The organism is Pseudomonas kitaguniensis, assembly GCF_049199985.1.
Lineage (GTDB): Bacteria > Pseudomonadota > Gammaproteobacteria > Pseudomonadales > Pseudomonadaceae > Aquipseudomonas > Aquipseudomonas kitaguniensis.
The window spans coordinates 23756-42484 of sequence record NZ_JBLZPT010000009.1 but is presented as its reverse complement, the minus strand read 5'-3'; the positions used below and the strand labels follow the sequence as shown (position 1 = coordinate 42484).

Here is an 18729-nt window from a genome sequence, read left to right as displayed (position 1 = left end):
ATGCTTATAAACACGTGAAACTGGCACAGTGCTTGTATCGGATTTACCACAGTGACCCAAGGCGACGGCTGCATAGTTCTGTCACAAACCTTGAGTAAGTTAGCCGCTCACGCAGCAGGAGAGAGCGCGCAAATGAATGCCGATACCAACCCGATCTACACGCGCCCGTTCCACCCGGCGCGGCTTAACGGTGATGAGATCCACGCGCTGGCGCTCTGGTTGAAAGCTAACGGCTCCAAAAGGGTCAGGGAGCCGGAATTGCGCAGCGTGTTCAGTGAACGTTACCCCGCAGGGTTGTTCAGCGAGGATGAAGTCAGCGTGTTGTGCGAGCTGATGAAAAACTAACCCGCATCCCAAGTATTAGTGCCGTTGTGGCAAGCTGAGCTTTGTGTGGAAAGCAGGCTCTATGTGGAAAGCGGGCTCTATGTGGCGAGCGGGCTTGCTCGCGTTGGAGTGCGCAGCGCTCCCAGGATTTTGGGGCCGCTACGCAGCCCAACGCGAGCAAGCCCGCTGGCCACAAAAGCCCGATCTGCACACAAAGCCCAGTCTGCACACACGCCCCGCTCAGCAGCTGGCCAATTTATCGCTTCAAAATTCAGAAGCTGTAAGTGCCCGTCACCACCAAACTGCGCGGTTCGCCCGGTTGAATTTGTGCCGCACTGGTTGCTGAGGCGTAGTAGTTTTTATCGGCGATGTTATTCAGCGCCGCCCGCACATCCAATGCCTTTTGACGGAAACCGGCCAGCGCGTCCCAGCGGCCGTAACCTGGCAGCACCACGGTGTTGAGGTTGTCGGCATAACGGTCGCCCACCAGGGTCAAACCGGTTTCCGCGTACCAGCCCATTTCTGGCTTCCAGGTGACAAACAGGCTGGCATTACGTTTGGCCACATCGCTGATGCGCTTGCCTTCAAAGCCGTTGTTGTCCTTTACGACCGTGGCATCTTGCAGGCCAATGCCACCGCGCACCGACCAATTACCCACCAGCTTGCCGGTGGCCGTCAGCTCAACGCCGCGTGAGCGTTGCAAACCGCTGAGCAGGGTGATGGTGCGGTCCAGCGGGTCGCTGGTGCGGCGGTTGTACAGTTCCAATTCGTACACCGCCAGCGTGGTGCTGAGGCGGTCGTCTAGCCAGTCGCTTTTTACCCCGATTTCCTTTTGCTTGGTCAGCTCGGGGCTCAAGTCATTGACGCTGCCTGCCGCATTCGGAGTGATGCCGATCAAGCCGCCGCCCGCCGGCGAAAAGGTCTTGCTCCACGAGGCATAGAACGAGTGATTTTCAAGCGGCGTCCACACCAGGCCCACGCGCGGGCTGGTGCTGTGGCTCTTGACTGCCTGCTCGGTGTTGAGCAGCTTGTTGGTCGTGTCGACTTCGAAATCGTCGTAGCGCAAGCCGGCCAGCACTTGCCATTGATCATTCAGGCGCAGTTGGTCCTGCACATACAGCGCGCGGCTTTCGACTTCGGTGTGGTTGTTACTCGACGCACTCATCCGCCCGGTGTGGCTCAAGTGGCGGTTGGGTTGATTGAGGTTCAGGCTCGGCACCGCTTGCCCACCACGGTTCACGGCAGTGGCCGTATACAGCTTCGGATCGCGGCGCTGGCTGCCCAGCTCAAGCCCGCTGAGCAAGCGGTGTTCCAGGCCGAAAGTATCAAAGCCGCCTTCCAGCTCAAGGTTGTTGAAGACGTTGCGGGTGGTCAGGTCTTGCTGCCAGCGCTGGCGCGTGACTTGCTGGGTTCTGGCGTCGTAGCCGGTTTGGTAGGTGTTGTCGAAATCGCTGTCGAGCTTGAACACGCCGAGTGTGTGGCGCAGTTGCCAGTTGTCGTTGAGTTCATAGGCGAGCTTGGAACGCAGCGACTGGGACTTGTCGTCGATGTAATCGCGGCTGTCAAAATAGGTGCTGCTGCGGCTCACGTCCGCCGGGCGACCGTTAACCCCTGGAATACCGCGGTCTGGCGTGCGGTTGTAACGGCTGTATTCGTATTGCACCAACCAATTGAGTTCGGGCGTCAGTTGCCAGCTCATCGACGGCGCAAACAGTTGGCGGCTGCCACTCACGCCATCGCGAAAACTGTTGTTGTCCTGGTTGCCCATGTTCAAGCGCAGGCTGATGTTATCGCTGGGGTCGGTGCTGAGGTCGGCATACAGGCTGCGCAAATCATTGCTGCCGCCTTGCGCTTCGATGCTGGAACTGCGCCCGGCCTGCGGCAGTTTGCTCACGCGGTTAACGATACCGCCCTGGCCACCTCGCCCGTAAAGCACCGCAGCCGGGCCTTTGAGCACTTCGATGCGCTCGATGTTATGCAGGTCGCGCACGTACTGGCTGTCGTCGCGAATACCGTCCAGGTAGAAGTCATTGCTCGCGTCAAAACCGCGAATACGCAGGCTGTCAAAACGCGTGTCGGCGCCGCTGCTCACGTTGGGAATGCCGCTTAACGCCTGGCCCAAATCGTTGGTGCCGTAGGAGCGCAGGTTTTCGGTTTTGACTGAATCGATGGCCTGGGGCACATACCGCACCGCAGTGGTTGTGCGCGTGGCGGTATTGGTCTCTTTGACGCGCGGGTCGTCTTCGTCAGCTTCGGCGCTGATCGAAGTCTCGGGCAACACCGTGGCAGCACCCACAAAACCAGCAGACAGCAGAACAGAGAGCCCAAAAGTGATGGGCGTCAGGCGAGAGGCAGGCATCAAGAAATGTATCCAAAAAGTGAGTAAAGAAAAATGCGCGTGAATGGTAATGCTTTGCATTTGCGCGCGTTATCTATTCCCAAAAGTTTGGCTTGTGAAAAGTGTAACGCGATGTGTTTTGAACATCTTTATGAACACTCGCGCACGCCCTGAACGGCTCCCCTTAGACTTTTTTCGCCTAAATACAGACGATTCACGAAATTGACACATAGTTCAACCCGCGCATAGGATTGCGCCCAACGCCTGTGGCTAACCGCCATAACTCATCCAATAAAAAAGGCCCGCGGCAGTTCAGTCGTCCGCGGGCCTTCTTTTTTTCGGAAAAAGTAGACACCAGAAAAGCAACACGGAGCCTGGTGTCATAGCGCGTACTCAACCAGTAATAAGGAATATAAGAAATGTTGAAGCAACGGATGGGTTTGATCGCTCTGGGGATTTTGAGCGCTACTCAGGCAATGGCAAACGACCAGGAGCAATCCAAGGGTTTTGTAGAAGACAGCCACCTGAACATCGCTGCACGTAACGCCTACATCAGCCGTGACTACAAAAACGGCCAGCAAGACAAAGCTGAATGGGGCCAAGGCTTCATCGGCAAATTCGAATCCGGTTTCACCCAAGGCACCGTCGGCGTGGGCGTGGACGTGATCGGCCAATACGCCATCCGCCTGGACGGTGGTAAAGGCCGCAGCGGCGCTGGCGGCATCAACTTCTTCAAGCAAGGCGACAGCGGCGAAGCAGCCCACGACCTGGCCAAAGGCGGCGCGGCCGTGAAGTTCCGCGTCTCCAACACGGTGCTCAAATACGGTGACCAGTTCCCGGCCGTGCCGGTGCTGCAATACGACAACTCGCGCCTGCTGTCCGAAACCTACACCGGCACCTCGATCGTTTCCAAAGAGATCGCCGGCCTGCAACTGGATGCCGGTCACTTCACCAAACAAGCCCAAAAAGGCGCTGAAGGCACCGACAGCGGCCTGCTGAAAAACATCGACTACATCGGCGGCAGCTACAAATTCACCGAGAGCCTGTCGGCCGCGCTGTACGCATCCGACATGCAAGACGTGCTGAAGAAGCAATACGTTAACGTCAACTACGTGCTGGCCCTGCCAGAAAAACAATCGTTGACCTTCGACTTCAACGGCTACAAAACCAAGCTCGACAAAGACTTCGCCCAGCTCACCCAAGGCGACTCTGACGCCCGCGACAACAAAATCTGGAGCCTCGGCGCTACCTGGGCCGTCGGCCCGCACAGCTTCACCGTCGCGCACCAACGCAGCACCGGCGACACCGGCTACCTCTACGGCGGCTACCGCAACAACACCAGCGGCAGCGGCATCGGCGACGGCGGCAACACCATCCTGCTGGCCAACTCCTACTGGTCTGACTTCAACGGCAAAGACGAGCGCTCCTGGCAAGCCGGCTACGGCCTCGACTTCAGCACCTTCGGCGTGCCTGGCCTGACCTACAACATCGCCTACGTGCGCGGCACCAACATTGACGACGGCACCAACCGCGGCAGTGGCACCGAGCGTGAAATCTTCAACCAGTTCAAATACGTCGTACAAAGCGGCCCAGCCAAAGACCTCAGCCTGCGCGCCCGCGCCTCTTGGCTGCGCGTCTCCAACAACGCCAGCAACTACAACGTAGGCGGCAACGAAGTACGCCTGTTCGCCGACTACCCGATCAACGTTTTCTAATTGATCCGGCGTAGCGCCTGATGCCAGGCGATAAAAAACCCCGAATTTTTCGGGGTTTTTTTATGGCCGGAATCAAGCCAGATCGCGGCGCCTTACTGACTACTCACTAGTACAAGGCGCCTCCAACACCTTCACCACATCATCAATCACCGCCTTGCTCATCTCCTGCAAATAATGCGATGCCCAGGCGTAACGGTCCGTCTGCTTGGTCATCGCCGCATCCTCTGCGAGCAGCTTGGCGACGTGGAGCAAGTCGGAAACGTGGTGCAAGGCTTCGAGCAGGGGCACGCCGCTGTTGACGCGGAATAGAGGCTGGTCGGAGTGAAAGGAGAAAGGGGTGACGCCGAGGGTGGTTAACGCAGGTGGAATTGGAGCGGTCATCGGTGGAACTCCCATATCGAGTGAGAGCTACCACGTTCGTTATTCAAACGAATGCGTGGCGCTAGGGCGCCTGCATCGGAACGGGTTCTCAGGCCCGGTCGCTGAATTGGCAGCGACGGGGGGAGGGTAGCGTGGTGGGGGGTGGGCGAGCAATCGGGAAAGTGGATTGGTGGGTTTTAATTAGAGGTATTTTCGTTAAATCGGCATGCCAGATTGTCGAAAAATCTCTATCCCCTAAGACTACAAATGCCTGCATGATGCCTTGAGATCGCGGCACCAGGAGTCGAATCATTATTTAAGCTATTGTTTTTGTTTGGTTTTATCTAGCTAGTCGTTTTTTTTATCCCTAATTCTATCCTAGACAGCATGGGCAACCATCGAGCTGATGATTCGATCGCTCTAATTTGCTGCATCAAACGCTTTCAAATCCATACAGTTGACGGCATGATGGCCTAATGACTGTATAGAGCTTTGATTCAATCGAGGATGTTGGCTTCAGAAGATTAAAATCAAATAGCATAAGTTCTGCTGAAGTTTATACGTAAATTCATGTGTTTGGTTTGTACAGATTATCGTAGAAAGTTTAAATTTTTGTTTAGGGAGTTTTTATGTTATCAGGGACCGAGTTGTTTCTAAAAAAATATGATGAAGTAGAGGTTCTGTCAGTTGACGAGCCTGAGAATGGTAAGCCGCTATTAATAAATGCAGAGTTTCAAGATAAACCGGTGCTGATAAAGTATTGGCCTAGATATGAAAATGATCAATCAAATGTTCTAGAAGATATTTGGTTGTATGAGATAAGGCAGTTGCACCGTCTCAAAGGATACCCCGGGTTAGGTGAGTTTATATCCGCGCTTGTTGACTCGGGTAAAGATAGTAGCGGATTTTATCTAGTCCTGGATGTAGGGATGCGGGTTCCATTATCACACGCATTGCTAGACTCTAAGATCCTAAGTTATCATAAACCTTGGATCAAAAAGCTCAAAGATCCAGAGGTTAGAATAAAATTCTGGTATAACATAATAAGAATCGTCAAAGCAATTCAACTACTACACTCTCAGGGATTACTCCATCGGCATCTTGATGAAGATTCAATATTGACGGATCTTTCTCATTCTGGGCATGACTTTCAATTAACTGGTTTTGAATGGTCTGTTCGAGTACAAAATATTTCTGGAGGGGGAAAGCCTAGTCATTCCACAACCAATTCTACTATCGGACGTGTATATTCATTCCTAACTGACTGGGCCGATTTAGGAGTGCTGATAGCAAAAATTCTAAAAATTGATGCTGATGATTTGGATGACTTAGTATCTCCGATCAAAGAACTGGTATCCAAAAGTGGTCTGATTTTAGATGAGTTGATTTTCATACGAGGCTTGACAGGGCGTATAAAATTGAATGCCAACATTCCCAAAGAGGGTATGGATGGGGGAGCCATTGTAAAGAAAATCGAATCAATAATAAGTTCATTGCGCTCTATGAATGCGCGAAAGGTAGATCAGTATTATTTGATTTTTCATTTTAATCAGAAAAAAGGTGATATAGGTAAGGCACATCGTAAAACCTCCGTTTTTAGTGCAGTTCAAACTAGGTTCCAAGAGCTCCATGGAATTACGCTAGGGGAAGATAATTTTGATGATTGCATCAAGTTTGTTGAGGAGGATTTACGTAATGACCCGCGGCTGATTTTCCTACCAGCCGCTGATAACATGGAAGAAGAAGTACTTTTGGTGGGCGATAGGCTGACTTATGTACTTAATAAAAATAAAGAAAGTGTAAGGGATATTGAAGGTAGTTGGTCAGCGGCATTTTGTCACTCGGCGTATTTAGAGCCGCCCAAAAGAATTAATAGTTCAAATCGTTCGTGTAAATTAAGTGGCAACAAAATTCACTGTATGTCGTCGCCGCAGTTTAAGCAGACTCGCGATAAAATGGAAATGGCGACATGGGAAAATATAATACTAAATCTTAAGGAGGAGGAAGATGGAGACCTCGCAAACCAAAATATAATTGATGGTTTCTCTGCTTATCACCTCACGGAAATTGCGTATGCAAAATCCGAAATTTATCCCATGGAATTGATAGCGTATCAAAAAGATGAGATAGATCTTTCACTTAGTACGGTGACTTTGACAAGTCGCTCAGACTCTGAATCTCAAGAAATATCAAGAGCACTCGGGCTTAAGCCAGCTGCCACTCGGTTGAATGAATTGCTTGCAAATGAATTGAACGATTCTGGTAGTTGGATTCTTGTCGGTAATACAAACTTCTCAGATGAAGAACAGGAAACTGTGCTTGATTTTCAGAAGCTAGAGAAGCAACCAGATGGCGTGATCCATTATCAGTTTACAACTACGTCGTTAGACCCGGATTATGATAACTACTTCATTATCTCCAGTTCTGTACAAGGAACCATTAGTCAGTTAAGTCGGCGTGCCGGGGCGATAGACGCCCTTAATAATCATATCGAGTTGGTAAATATGTTGGCCAATCCCTATGCCTCGATAACCAATTCACAAGATAAACATTCGGAGCATGCCGCATTCAATGCTCTGGATGCTTCAAAGCAAGAAGTGTTTAAACGTATTACCAGTACTTTACCGCTTTATCTAGTACAAGGCCCGCCAGGCGTCGGAAAAACGTATTTGGTTACAACTTTGGTGCAGCAGATTTTTACTCATGAACCAGATAGCCGACTTCTTCTGACAGCGCAAAGCCACTCCACTGTTCAGCATCTATATAAAGAGGTTGTCGATTCATTAAAGCTAAGTATGGACTGTCAAGATGAACCATTGATAGTCAGTTGTATTAAGGCTAACTCTCAAAGTAACGATACTGATTCTTTAAGCGAGCTGGACTCTTTAGCCAAAGAATATCTGATCTCATTGACCAAAAGCATGTTATTTGAGGAGTCGGGCACAGTATCTGCAAAAGAAAAAATAATAGCGATGTGTAACGATAACGCTCGGTCAGGCCGTTACTCCCTGATCAGTCAGTTGTTGAAGGCAGCCAATATGGTTTTTGCTACTACGAACTCGCGTCAGGTAGAAGAACTAATTAAAGCTCGCTCTCAATTTGACTGGTCAATAATGGAGGAGACTGGAAAGGTCACAGGTATTGAGTTGCTCAGTCCATTACTATTGTCATACAGGAGGCTTATGATTGGCGATCATAAGCAGCTCCCTCCTTATGCATCGGAAAAAATGAGACAAATACTGCAGAATAAAGAGAGCCTTCACAGTGCTTTAAAAATAGCAGTGGATGTTTACAATAACTCAATCAAAGGAGAAGTAATTAAGGCTCGTTTTACTGATGAGTATGTCCAGGATTTGTCGGAAGCAAACCTGAACAGCCTTGCTCGTGAATCTTTGCGATTACATTTGCTTTTTGAAAGTTTAATACTGGAAGAGGAGGAGGCAAAGAGGAGCTCTATCGAATTTTATGGCTCTGATGTAAAACATCGACCAATAGCGAGCATGTTATCCATTCAGCATCGGATGCACCCTGATATTGCGAAGCTTGTTTCTGAAGTCTTTTATGACGACGCATTGAAGACTGCGCCCAATAGAGAAGCGTATTACCGAGCCATACCTACTACAAGACCCTTTGACTTCTGCAATTTGGCTGTACTACAAGACACTCCAGCCATTTTGTGGATTGACATTCCTGATATTCAGGCAAATAGAAATTTTCATGCGGGTGAGGAACTACCTCGCTGGCATAACTCTCTTGAGCGAGAGGTAATTATAGAGTTACTTGGTAAGCTCAGAGTAGCTTCCCCGGAAAGTAAGGATAAGCCGAAGCTTGCAATACTTTCGCCCTATGCTCAGCAAGTTAAAAAGCTGGCTAAAGATATCGAGCGGAAAATATCTAGCTCGAATTACTTAAGAAATCTCGATCTGTTTGCTAAGCCTGATGATCATATTTCATACTGTAGTACTGTTGATGGATTTCAGGGCGCTGAAGCTGATGCTGTGATAGTTTCAATGGTCAGAAATAATAGCTTTTCATATTCTTTGAGTGCGCTTGGGTTTCTACTGGATAGTCGGCGTATGAACGTTCTGCTTAGTCGTGCAAAGCACCAGCTCATTATTGTTGGTTCTCTAGAGTTTCTTAAGAATTGGTCCGATAAGATCAGAAGAGAAGAGCTTGGTAAAGGATTAGAAAATAACCGCTTTGTTGTTAAATTAGTGGAGGTTTTAGAAAGATATCAGGCCGAAGGCGTGATGAAGCGGATTGGCCACCAAGAAATATTACGAGGTGTGGTTAAGCCAGGGAAAAAGAAGCGCAAAAATTATACGAAAGCCTAAAAATTATAAGGAAATAGGACTTACAGCATGAACGCTCCTAGTATCTATGTGAAGATTCCTTTTGGTTCTGGTACTCACCGTTTCAAAATAGTTAAGGCTAAACGATGGGGGGCTATTGACCAGTTAGTGTTGCAGTCGTTAGCCCAGAGGCCTGCGACATCTCAACAATTGGCGGACATGTCAGGTTTGCCAAGGCAGTTAGTCGTTGAGATTCTAATTTCTCTAATGCAAGTAGGTTGGGTTGAAATAAGTAATAGTCTTGAAGGTTTCATTTTTCAGGCTACGATCAGAGGTATTGCTATATCGACCTTTGAAGATTTGCCGGTCGATAGTGAGCCGTTATTACGGGTTCGTAGCTTTCTAATAGACCCGATAACGGAGCAATGCTATCGCTTCGAACGGAAAAAGAAAAAGCAAACTTATCAGGTCTATAACTATGGGCGTGCTCAAAGCTTACTCGGTGAGTACAAGGGGCATACTACAGAAATACAGACATCTTCTACATTCTCGCCTGAGTTAGTGGATATTTTTAACTGTGTCGCGAATGACGATGAGGATGTCAACGGGTTTGAAGAAGAAGTTGTAAGGCGGAGCTATTCTGACTCATTGAAGTATGCGATCGCTTCGGTTAGTGCTGAGGATGATATCTCAGGAGTTCCCGAAATATCAGAAGAACTAAAGGAAGCCATTCTCGCCGCAGCGAATTTACAACGAGAAAAAATACGCCTCCTCGGAGATCAGTTGGGTAAAACTGAAATAGGACAGGGTTACTACGAGGCGCGTGTATCGCCCCGATCTTTACCTGTACATCATGTCGAACCCAAAAGTGTTACTTTTATTCTAGGGGCAGAGGAGCACGCGCAGCATATTTACCAGTTAATTGAAAGCGCGTATTCACGGATAGTGCTTCACTCTACCTTCATCAATGCGGACTGCGTTGATGAGATGTTACCTTCACTTCTGGATGCTGTTCGTCGCTCGGTACAGGTAGACGTTATGTGGGGGCAGACTGAACCAGATGATCCGCGAAAAGTTCAAGCCTTTAAGTTTGTCGTAGATAAGCTTGAGCAACTTCAAAAAACTATTGACGGAGAAGGGCTTGGTACTCAATTTAGATTTCACCGAACTCCTACTCAGTCCCACGCTAAGTTTGTTATCGTTGATACACCTTCTGGCGAATGGGCTGTTACTATAGGTTCATGCAACTGGCTTTCATCAAGATTTAACCGTTTTGAGGCATCGGTGCAGATTTGTGACCCGCTTGTGGTAGCCGATGCTCTAAGTATCGCTTCACATTTGGCAATGGGCAAACAGGGGCTTTCCAACGAGTTGAGCCGAGAGTTGGCAGTTCAGTCGACAATTCTATCTAAGCGAAAAGTTGTTGATAAACTTAAAGGCGAGGCGGATCTCATGAAGGTTCAATTGATTTCTGCGGCAGAGCATCATTCCTTTTGTAAGAAAGCCAGTGATGAAGCGGTTGACGATATTTTTATATGCAGTCACCGTATTAGTTATGCAGGCGATCGCCCGGTACTGACGCCGTTTAAAGCTGCTTTACGGGATGATCCGAGTCTCTCTATTCGGGTTGCTTATGGAAGATCAAGCGGAAGTATGCGTACTTCAGAGGCTAACGTTTTGAATAAAGAGCTTTCTTCGCTGAGCTTTAAGGTTATAAAGGCAGATGATCCTCAGATACACGCGAAAGTTATGACGTGGGATGAGGATAACGTTGTGATCACCAGCATGAATTGGTTGTCGGCATCTTCAGCGGGTGATATTTATGGAGAGCTTGGGGTGTTTATGAAAGGTGCAGAGTTATCTAGTAAGATTCGAGCGGCATTCGAAAGTAGCTATTGCTAAACTATAGTGAAATGTTGATCGTGCCGATTCAATTTAGTCGGCATGATTAAGATTGCTTCGTTTTTTTGTTGAAGCTTTGATTTCTTGTTGTTTCTTGATTTTCACCGTGGATTGACCGATTTTTTTGTGTTTGGTTTTTAAGCGAATATTGATTAGTTTTACAGTTAAAGTGTAATAGTAATAAGTGGAATTCGATTTGTTTTCTTTCTTTTTCTTTAAAAACCAAGCGAGATGTTTTCGCTGCCAAGTCCATGGATTGTCTCGATCCCAGCGCTCAACAATTTCGGCTTGAATTGCCTTGGCCTAGCGTATATGACGTTCGCGAGTGGCATGCGCTCCAGTCAGCACTCCAGATAGGAAAAGCTCCATATCGACTGGCTTGTTCATGCTCGACCACCGATGTAGGCGGATACCGCGTCGATTCGACCGTGCCCCAGTTCATAACTGATTTGTAAGTGTGCCTCTCGATCAAGACGCAGATTGAGCTGGCTGCATCTGCCGTCGTTGATGGGGGCTAGGTAATGGGTGATCTGCTCATAGCGTTCGCACGCATAGGCCGCTCGCGGTTCGTGGAAGCCTTTGAGGTTGTGCGTATGAAAGATGTCTCGGGCGGGGCGGACGATTCGCTGTTGAAAATCGAGGAAGGTTTCGTCCGGAGCCAGCAGGTTGCGGCTACCGACGGGGGAGACCGGCTTGGCTTGGCTGAGCGCTTCGCGGATATGATCATTAACCCAAATCCAGCGAGATGCTGATGCGCCCGAGCGCCCACCTTTGGTGCCATCCTGAATGTTGATCTTGCCATATTGCTCGGCTTCTCGTTGCAGGCGTGGAAGATCGGCCAAGATGGCCTCGCGCAAACGCATACCGGTGGCTCGTGCTAGGTACACAATGGCCGCAGCGCACGGTAGTTGATGTTCGCGGAGTGCATTGATTATCCGCATCACTTGGTCACGATTCTGTCCTTGCGGAGCCGCGGTGCGAACATTGGTGCGCCGCATTCCTAACGCCTTGCCCGGACTCGCCACCCTTAAGTGCTGATCACCACGAAGCGCGGCCATGGTTCGGTTGACGCTTGAGAGTCGGTTTTGCGCGGTGGCGATGATCAGCTCACCTTGTTCAACTTGGCTTCGAAGATGTCTGGCGTAATCCAACGAGGTCTGCCGATCTATCTGCCGCGCGTCGTTGAGCCCTGGCCCATCGTCTGATCGACACCACCGTGCGAACGCTTGCCACCGATCACTGTGCGCTTTGACCGTGCCGTAATGGCCACCGCCAAAAAGATCTTTGAGCGCTTGCGGCCCGGCATAGCTCAACTGCCGACCATAGCCAAAATTGCGTCCATCTCGCCTGCCCACCAATGCCATGATCAAACTCCTCTCGAAGCCAAACCTTTAAAGCCAATCCCCACGTCATCCCGCCAAGTATGTTGAGTGTTATCAGGGATCAAGGCCCCTGCGACCTGTGAGGGTTGGCTACGGCGTCGACTTTCCGTTCGAGAATTACGAGCGGATGGCCGACTTCATGCGACGGTGCAAAGGCAAGGTGATGGTGAGTATCAATGACCTCCGGACATTCGGCGGGTGTTTGAGGGATTTCATTTTGAGGTGCTGGACATCAGGTACACCACGGGCAACCAGCGGCAGGGGCAGGCTGATGTGAGTGGAGAGCTGGTGAACATGAGTTGGGAGTCTTCCGCATTTGAGGGCTGGCTTTTCTAGGAATCTTTACTGTGCCACGAACAAAAATGCCGGAGCATATGCTCCGGCATCCTTACCACGGGATTAGGACAATACGATCTGAAGCAATCGCACAACCTCAATCGCAAAGACCCACGCTAATTCTAAAGGCGTCATTCGCTTTTCTCCTATTCAGAGGAGACGCTTGGGCATTTTTGAAATGCCTCTGGTCACCTGCTATCCCTAGCTTTGTGGCTCCCCTCCCGCCATTTATGCTACTTTTCGATCTGCAAGAATCTGTAGTCAGCAAATTTTCTGGGATGGTAATGCCTCATCGCCAAGCCATTACGGTTGTTTTCTGGTTACAGCTAGCTGAAGGGCTCCACCCCTTCAGCTTTTTTTTGCCATTTTTTTGTCTCTTGTAGCCTCCCACTTTCTTTAGGTCGACGAGATCCGCATTCGAATTCTCTAGGAAAAGTCGACGGTTTACGGCGTGTTGCTTCGTTGGGCCTAAGATTATGATGTCATTGAATAGTCGTCAATCCTCCCTTGCGATTTTAGTTGGGGCAATCCTATGCGACGACTACCGCCTTAAAGTTGGGTTTGTTAGTATCTGTGAGCCTCTGGAGGCCCCGGTTTTAAAGGGTTTTGTCGATTTTTCAATGTGTGATTGCTTGTTTGTTAGTTTGTAGCGGAAGTTGGTCTTGATGGCGTGGGGAACTCTGAGTGATCAAGTTGTACCCCTTAGTTGTCCTTTGATTTTTTTTGGTTGTTGAAAATGAGATTTTCAAAAGTTTCTGATAGTTGTTGTTTTTGTATGAAGTGCACTTTCAAATAAGAAGCGGCTGTTAGAGTGTTTGATTTTGCAAGGATGAAAATACCTATTTTTATAATGTAAGAATTCCTGTAGCCCTTGCCCAGCAAGGCGTGCAGGAGTGTTTGTCGTTTTTTTGCGCAAATGCTTAGTAGATAATCATGTCTCTCAGGCATCTTGAAGGGTTGCCAGAGTTCAGAGGTGATGGCACTATGGCGCCGAAGCGTGGACCATCCCAAATCCACCTCCACTCAAGACCTACAGGTTAGGGCTCCCTAGGGAAGCTACGCCCAAAGTAGGTAATGAAAAATTGAATTCCTAGATTCATTCACTTAGCGGCCAACTGGCAGCTAAAAATTCTCAAAAAAATCCTCTCGAAACCCTTTCTGCACGTTTGTGACCATTTTTCGGGTCGACGATGATCAGTTTTTGATCGTTTTTTTTCTTGAAGCATGTTGTGTCATAGCCTGGGCGCCGCTCCACTTGGGGGTGTCGTCACCGGAACTATCAAATTCGCCCCTTGGCTGTTGACGTTTTCAACCCGTTTGTCTACTGCAAACCACTCAAAGTCATCGACGGGACTGCAGCACTCGTTTGCCATCTCCTCAGACCGCATTGCCGACAATCCAGGCTCAATCCACTCCCGAGCATGCTCCGTCGTCAGCACCAACGGCCAGCGATCATGAATGTCGACCATCCCTGAATCACTCGCAGCCGTGATGATCACAAATCCATCTTCGTCATGCGGTTCCATCCCATGCCGGTGGCTCGCGCCAATTGAGCGATGGCCGCGGCGCGCGGCATTTGGTGTTCGCAGAGCGCGTCGACGATCCGCTTCACATGTTCGCGGTCTTGGCCTTGCGGTATCGAGCGACGAACACTGGTGCGCTGCATCCCCAGCGCCTTGCTCGGACTCGGCACTTTCACATACTGATCACCACGAAGCGCGGCCATGGTTCTGTTCACACTGGACAACCGATTTTGCGCGGTGGCGATGCCGATAGCGCCTTGTTCAACCTGCTGACGTAGACGTCCTGCGTAATCCAGTAAGGTCTGCCGATCAATCTGCCGCGAATCGTTAAAGCCCGGCCTATCCTCCGAACAACACCAGCGCACGAAAGCCTGCCAGCGATCACTGTGCGCCTTGACCGTGCCGTAGTGTCCGCCGCCGAACATGTCTTTCAATGCCTGCGGCCCGGCATAGCTCAGTTGCCGGCCCCATCCAGAATTGCGCCCATTCTGTCTACCGACCAATGTCATGATCAAACTCCTCTCGAAGCCAAACCCTTGAAATTTTCCCCACTTCATCCCGCCAAGAATGCTGAGTGTTATCAGGGATCAAGGCCCCTGCGACCTGTGAGGGTTGTCCACTAACGCGGCACTGTCGGCTCTTTACGACCGGGAGCTTGGGCATTTCATGATCTGGCCTCCTGAACACTTCCGAAGAAGTGGGCGGGTGGAGGCTGCATTGGCTGACGAGACCAATGCGGCGAGATCCTGAGTCAGGTGAAGGCAATGATGCGATGACCGGGGCATACCTGACTGCCAGTCAGGTGCAGCCCATTCCCTGGGCTGCGGCACCACCATCTGCACCGCTGTTGCTGGTGACTTCGGTGTTTGTCACGCCGATTGTCACGAGGGGGAATGCCGCAAAGCCTTGTACGAGGCGGCCTGCAGCAGCGGTAGGAGCGCCCGTCTCTTTCCGGGAGAAAGAGAGGCCGCAGGTTGGCGCAAGGAAATGGCCAAGCGGATAGGTTGCTGCAGCGCAGCTATGCAAGGGGATGAGTTGCCGCAGTGGGCAAACTGGTAAAAGTAGGCATCCATCACATCGCTGTGACCGTGCGAGCCGCTGGACGCTAATTGCACTTTGGGAGAACCACCACGGTGTGGCGTAAGCGTTATATCAAGGCTCGAATTTTTAGAGCCTGCTCTATCGATTTGCGGGAGTAACGCGCCTGCATTGAGTGGAAACGGCCAGAGCGACCTCTTAATCTGTGACTTGATGACGCGGTGACTGGCACTGCGATCTCAAAAGGAGCATACCAATGAGACCGAATTTTTTTGTGGATGATGAAGACGAAGCCATCGCCAAGCGCTATTTCAAGAAAGTGAATAGCATTGGTTTTGTTTGTGTTGGTTTGGCGTTGACCATAATCACAATGCCTCATCCTGAGCGCGCTGCATGGTTTGCCCTCGCGGTGGCGATCGCCTATGCGTTTAGCCACGGTGATGCCTACAGGAAGATCGTTGCCTATTACCTATCGCGTTATAAAGGGTTCGGCGGTGGTATTCGCTTGGCGTTGAAAGTCGCTTTCTTTTTGCTGGGTACGAGTTTGCTGTCGGCGATTGGGCTTCAGATTTTAACCCCTGAAGTTATCGGCATCCTCCCATAGCGGGATTGTCTTATGGGGCAGGGGGGCGGATTCCATCCATGATCCGCTTGCCCTTAGAAGTCGAGATCGGGGCTGAGGCGAGTAGCGGGGGATTTTCAAGTGTGGGCACTTTTTGAGCATTTTCGCCAAAACGGCATGCCGAGCCTTTGAGAATTCTTAAACCCCAGAAACCACAAAGCCCCGCATTGCGGGGCTTTGAGATATGGTGCCGGCACCAGGAGTCGAACCCGGGACCTACTGATTACAAGTCAGTTGCTCTACCAACTGAGCTATACCGGCGTGTTAGGGCGACGATTATAGCGATTGCAAAGCATCTGTAAACCCCTGAATTCTGACTATTTTTGCGAAAGTGAAGGTTTTTTCGCGATCCCCGCTTTTTCCTCCCCTCAACTCCCCTTTATAGCCGCGCATCTGCACGTGTCAGGCCCCGTCAAACCCGCTCAATCACCACCCGCGCGATTGTCACTGAATCTCGAAAGTCACCTCTCGATTGGCATGATTCAGCAAGTGTTGATCAAAAAACACCCGCCGCTGCCCTGGCGCATTGATTTAACAGAAGTACTTAAACAAAAAGCCATAAAAATGACGTCAAACCGCTCGTCAGAAAATAGCTCACTGAAAAAGACCAAATTACTGACACCAACAGCGTGATATCACACAATGCACGCTTCATTAACACCACGTTCCGTCAGGGAGAGGCATTCAGTGGCGCGTGCAGAACACATTGCAAAACTAAGCGCCGCGCTGGGTGCGCACTCCTCAAGCCTGCCGCGTGCGAGCGACGAATTCACTGCGCAGCCCTTGCAGCGTTTGCTGCACAAACGCAGCCAAGGCGAGGCGAACCATCTCCACCCGCCCGAGCTGGTCGAAGGCCCGCGCGGCGAGGTGTATTCGAACACGCAGTCACCCACTGTTGTGGTGCTGGTTTCCGCCACCGGCGGCGTAGGGCGCAGTACGTTAGCGGCCGCCCTTGCGAGTGGCTTGCAGCGTGAAGGGCACCCCGCCTTGGCCTTGGACCTGGACCCGCAAAACGCGTTGCGTCATCACTTGTGCCCGGGGTTTGATCTGCCGGGTATCGGCGCCACGAGCTTACTCAATCAAAGCTGGCAGGCCTTACCCCGGCGCGGTTTCGCGGGGTGCCGTGTGATCGCTTTTGGCGAGACCGACCTTGCGCAGCAACACAGCCTGAATCGATGGCTTGGGCAGGATGTTGAGTTTCTCGGCAAGCGCCTGGCCGGGCTTGGCCTGAATGGCCAGGACACGGTGTTTATTGATGTGCCTGCGGGCAACACGGTGTATTTGCGCCAGGCGATGTCTGTGGCGGATGCGGTGCTGGTGGTGGTTCGGCCGGATGCGGCGTCGTTTCGTCGTTTGGCGAAGATGGACGAGGTGCTCGCGCCGTACTCTGCGGGCGAGTCGCCAGCGCAACGGTTTTACGTGATTAACCAGGTGGATGGCGGTTGTGCGTTCAGTCAGGACATGGCGGGTGTGTTCAGGTTGCATTTGGGCGATGCGGTGTTGGGTGAGGTGCATTGCGACCGGGCTATCAGTCAGGCGCGGGCGTATGGACGAGACCCGCTCGACCCTGCGCTCAATAGCGTCGGCTGCCAGCAGGTAAATGCTCTGTGCCGTGCCTTGATGGCGCAGAGGCGTCAATCAATCACGCGTCATTAAATTGACCATTTACCGTTTGTCTAAAAATAAACCCGCAAAAAACTCAAGATAATGACACTTGGCCAGTGTTCCCACATGATGCGTCAACTGTGACGCCCACAAGAAGACCTGCGGTAAGTGCTGCTTGCCGACCTTTCACGTCTTTAAGCTGCGTCGTGTGGAGCTGGTTATGAGCCTTAGCGAAGAACTACTGGCGTTGTTCGGTAAAAACGTCACCCGTGATGCTCAAGGCATCAATGCGCGCATGCACTTTTTCGGCACTGTGCCTACCGAGGCTCCCACGCCTTCCCAAGTGACTGATACCGCTGCGCTGCGCCCAAACGTGGTGGCGTTGGTGTCGATGAATGGCGGTGTGGGTCGTAGCACGTTGGTCACGGCGTTGAGCAGCGGTTTGCAGCGCGACGGTGAATCGGTGGTGGCGCTGGATCTGGACCCGCAAAATGCTTTGCACCATTACTTCGGCGTCAATGCGGCGGTGCCCGGTATCGGCCGTACCAGCCTGGAGCATGGGCCGTGGAGCCCGTTGCAGCAGCTCGGGTTTGCCGATTGCCAGGTGCTGACCTTCGGCGATATTGACCTGCAGCAGCAGGAGAACCTTGAACGCTGGCTCAAGCGCGAGCCGACGTGGCTGGCGCAGCGCCTTGCGTCGATGGGCTTGAGCGAGCGGCAGACGGTGATTATCGATACGCCCGCCGGTAATAACGTGTATTTCCATCAAGCGCTAAGTGTCGCCGATGTGGTGCTGGTGGTCGTGCAGCCCGACGCGGCATGCCTTGGCACGCTTGATCATCTGGATGTGTTGCTCGCCCCGCACCTTAAGGGCGAGCGCGCACCGGCTGTGCATGTGGTGGTGAATCAGGTGGATGAGGGCAATGCGTTCAGCCTGGAAATGCTTGAGGCGTTAAAGCAGCGTCTGGGCAAAGCGCCGCTTAAGGTACGTCGCGAGAGGGTGATCAACGAGGCGTTCGCGTTTTCTGTCGACCCGCAGGAGTGCCTGGCGATGCGGCTGGCGAGTGAGGGTTTCAACCAGATTTGCCAGTTATTGAAGGCCGCAAAAAAACCGCGTAATGCGCCATTTATACGCTGACGCCAGATGCTTATGCACAATTGGTTGGTTGCCGCTGTCACGAAATCGCCATTTTTTGGAATCGCTCTCAACACACCGCAACTGCCTGTTTTGCGTGCGTTTTATTGGGGTGAGCAAAAAATAACCAACGTGGCTTTTGGCGTGTATTGTTGAT

The 18729-nt window shown here is 51.0% G+C and carries 11 protein-coding genes, 1 tRNA gene and 3 pseudogenes; 9 read left to right on the top strand and 6 right to left on the bottom strand.

The annotated features are described in order from the left end of the window. Nucleotides 1–132: 132 nt before the first annotated feature. Nucleotides 133–345, top strand: a complete 213-nt coding sequence (locus ACOZK9_RS13540) for a hypothetical protein (protein WP_421556004.1) — start codon at nucleotides 133–135, stop codon at nucleotides 343–345. A 250-nt stretch (nucleotides 346–595) separates the two neighbouring features. Here ACOZK9_RS13540 and ACOZK9_RS13535 read toward each other — a convergent pair whose 3' ends face one another. Continuing rightward, nucleotides 596–2683 carry a TonB-dependent receptor gene (locus ACOZK9_RS13535; protein ID WP_421556003.1) on the bottom strand — a complete coding sequence of 696 codons (2088 nt, stop codon included), beginning with the start codon at nucleotides 2681–2683 and terminating at the stop codon, nucleotides 596–598. Between the two features lie 398 nt (nucleotides 2684–3081). Here ACOZK9_RS13535 and ACOZK9_RS13530 point away from each other — a divergent pair, with 398 nt between their 5' ends. Then, entirely contained in the window at nucleotides 3082–4377 is a 1296-nt protein-coding gene (locus ACOZK9_RS13530) for an OprD family porin (protein ID WP_058413113.1), read from the top strand. 99 nt (nucleotides 4378–4476) lie between these two features. Here ACOZK9_RS13530 and ACOZK9_RS13525 read toward each other — a convergent pair whose 3' ends face one another. Then, nucleotides 4477–4758, bottom strand: a complete 282-nt coding sequence (locus tag ACOZK9_RS13525; RefSeq protein ID WP_421556002.1) for a DUF3077 domain-containing protein — start codon at nucleotides 4756–4758, stop codon at nucleotides 4477–4479. 608 nt (nucleotides 4759–5366) lie between these two features. On the opposite strand from ACOZK9_RS13525, the gene ACOZK9_RS13520 reads away from it, so the two are divergent. Further along, complete coding sequence (locus ACOZK9_RS13520) at nucleotides 5367–9071, top strand: AAA domain-containing protein (RefSeq protein ID WP_421556001.1); 3705 nt, start codon at nucleotides 5367–5369, stop codon at nucleotides 9069–9071. Between the two features lie 27 nt (nucleotides 9072–9098). Further along, on the top strand, nucleotides 9099–10931 hold the full coding sequence (locus ACOZK9_RS13515) for a phospholipase D-like domain-containing protein (protein WP_421556000.1): 1833 nt from the start codon (nucleotides 9099–9101) through the stop codon (nucleotides 10929–10931). A gap of 383 nt (nucleotides 10932–11314) precedes the next feature. Here ACOZK9_RS13515 and ACOZK9_RS13510 read toward each other — a convergent pair whose 3' ends face one another. Beyond that, nucleotides 11315–12295 carry an integrase domain-containing protein gene (locus tag ACOZK9_RS13510; protein ID WP_421555999.1) on the bottom strand — a complete coding sequence of 327 codons (981 nt, stop codon included), beginning with the start codon at nucleotides 12293–12295 and terminating at the stop codon, nucleotides 11315–11317. Between the two features lie 106 nt (nucleotides 12296–12401). Between ACOZK9_RS13510 and ACOZK9_RS13505 the strand changes: the two are divergent. Further along, nucleotides 12402–12649: pseudogene (locus tag ACOZK9_RS13505) on the top strand (DNA adenine methylase); the annotation flags it as partial. Between the two features lie 1232 nt (nucleotides 12650–13881). Here ACOZK9_RS13505 and ACOZK9_RS13500 read toward each other — a convergent pair. Then, nucleotides 13882–14178, bottom strand: a pseudogene (locus tag ACOZK9_RS13500) (SOS response-associated peptidase family protein); the annotation flags it as partial. Further along, a pseudogene (locus ACOZK9_RS13495) lies at nucleotides 14148–14681 on the bottom strand (integrase domain-containing protein); the annotation flags it as partial. The pseudogenes ACOZK9_RS13500 and ACOZK9_RS13495, both read right to left, overlap by 31 nt. 785 nt (nucleotides 14682–15466) lie before the next feature. On the opposite strand from ACOZK9_RS13495, the gene ACOZK9_RS13490 reads away from it, so the two are divergent. Further along, entirely contained in the window at nucleotides 15467–15814 is a 348-nt protein-coding gene (locus ACOZK9_RS13490; protein WP_421555998.1) for a hypothetical protein, read from the top strand. Between the two features lie 203 nt (nucleotides 15815–16017). On the opposite strand, the gene ACOZK9_RS13485 is transcribed toward ACOZK9_RS13490, so the two are convergent. Next, a tRNA-Thr gene (locus ACOZK9_RS13485) sits at nucleotides 16018–16093 on the bottom strand. Between the two features lie 24 nt (nucleotides 16094–16117). On the opposite strand from ACOZK9_RS13485, the gene ACOZK9_RS13480 reads away from it, so the two are divergent. The 3 genes from ACOZK9_RS13480 (at nucleotide 16118) to bcsQ (ACOZK9_RS13470) (ending at nucleotide 18575) form a co-directional block, all read left to right on the top strand. Then, the gene (locus ACOZK9_RS13480) at nucleotides 16118–16465 is read left to right on the top strand and encodes a hypothetical protein (protein ID WP_421555997.1); all 348 of its coding nucleotides are present in this window, start codon (nucleotides 16118–16120) and stop codon (nucleotides 16463–16465) included. Between the two features lie 54 nt (nucleotides 16466–16519). After that, nucleotides 16520–17488, top strand: coding sequence for a cellulose biosynthesis protein BcsQ (bcsQ, locus tag ACOZK9_RS13475; protein WP_421555996.1), 969 nt, complete (start codon nucleotides 16520–16522; stop codon nucleotides 17486–17488). Nucleotides 17489–17657: 169 nt separating this feature from the next. Next, nucleotides 17658–18575: a cellulose biosynthesis protein BcsQ gene (gene bcsQ, locus ACOZK9_RS13470; protein WP_058413121.1), complete on the top strand. Its 918-nt coding sequence runs from the start codon at nucleotides 17658–17660 to the stop codon at nucleotides 18573–18575. Nucleotides 18576–18729: the final 154 nt, after the last annotated feature.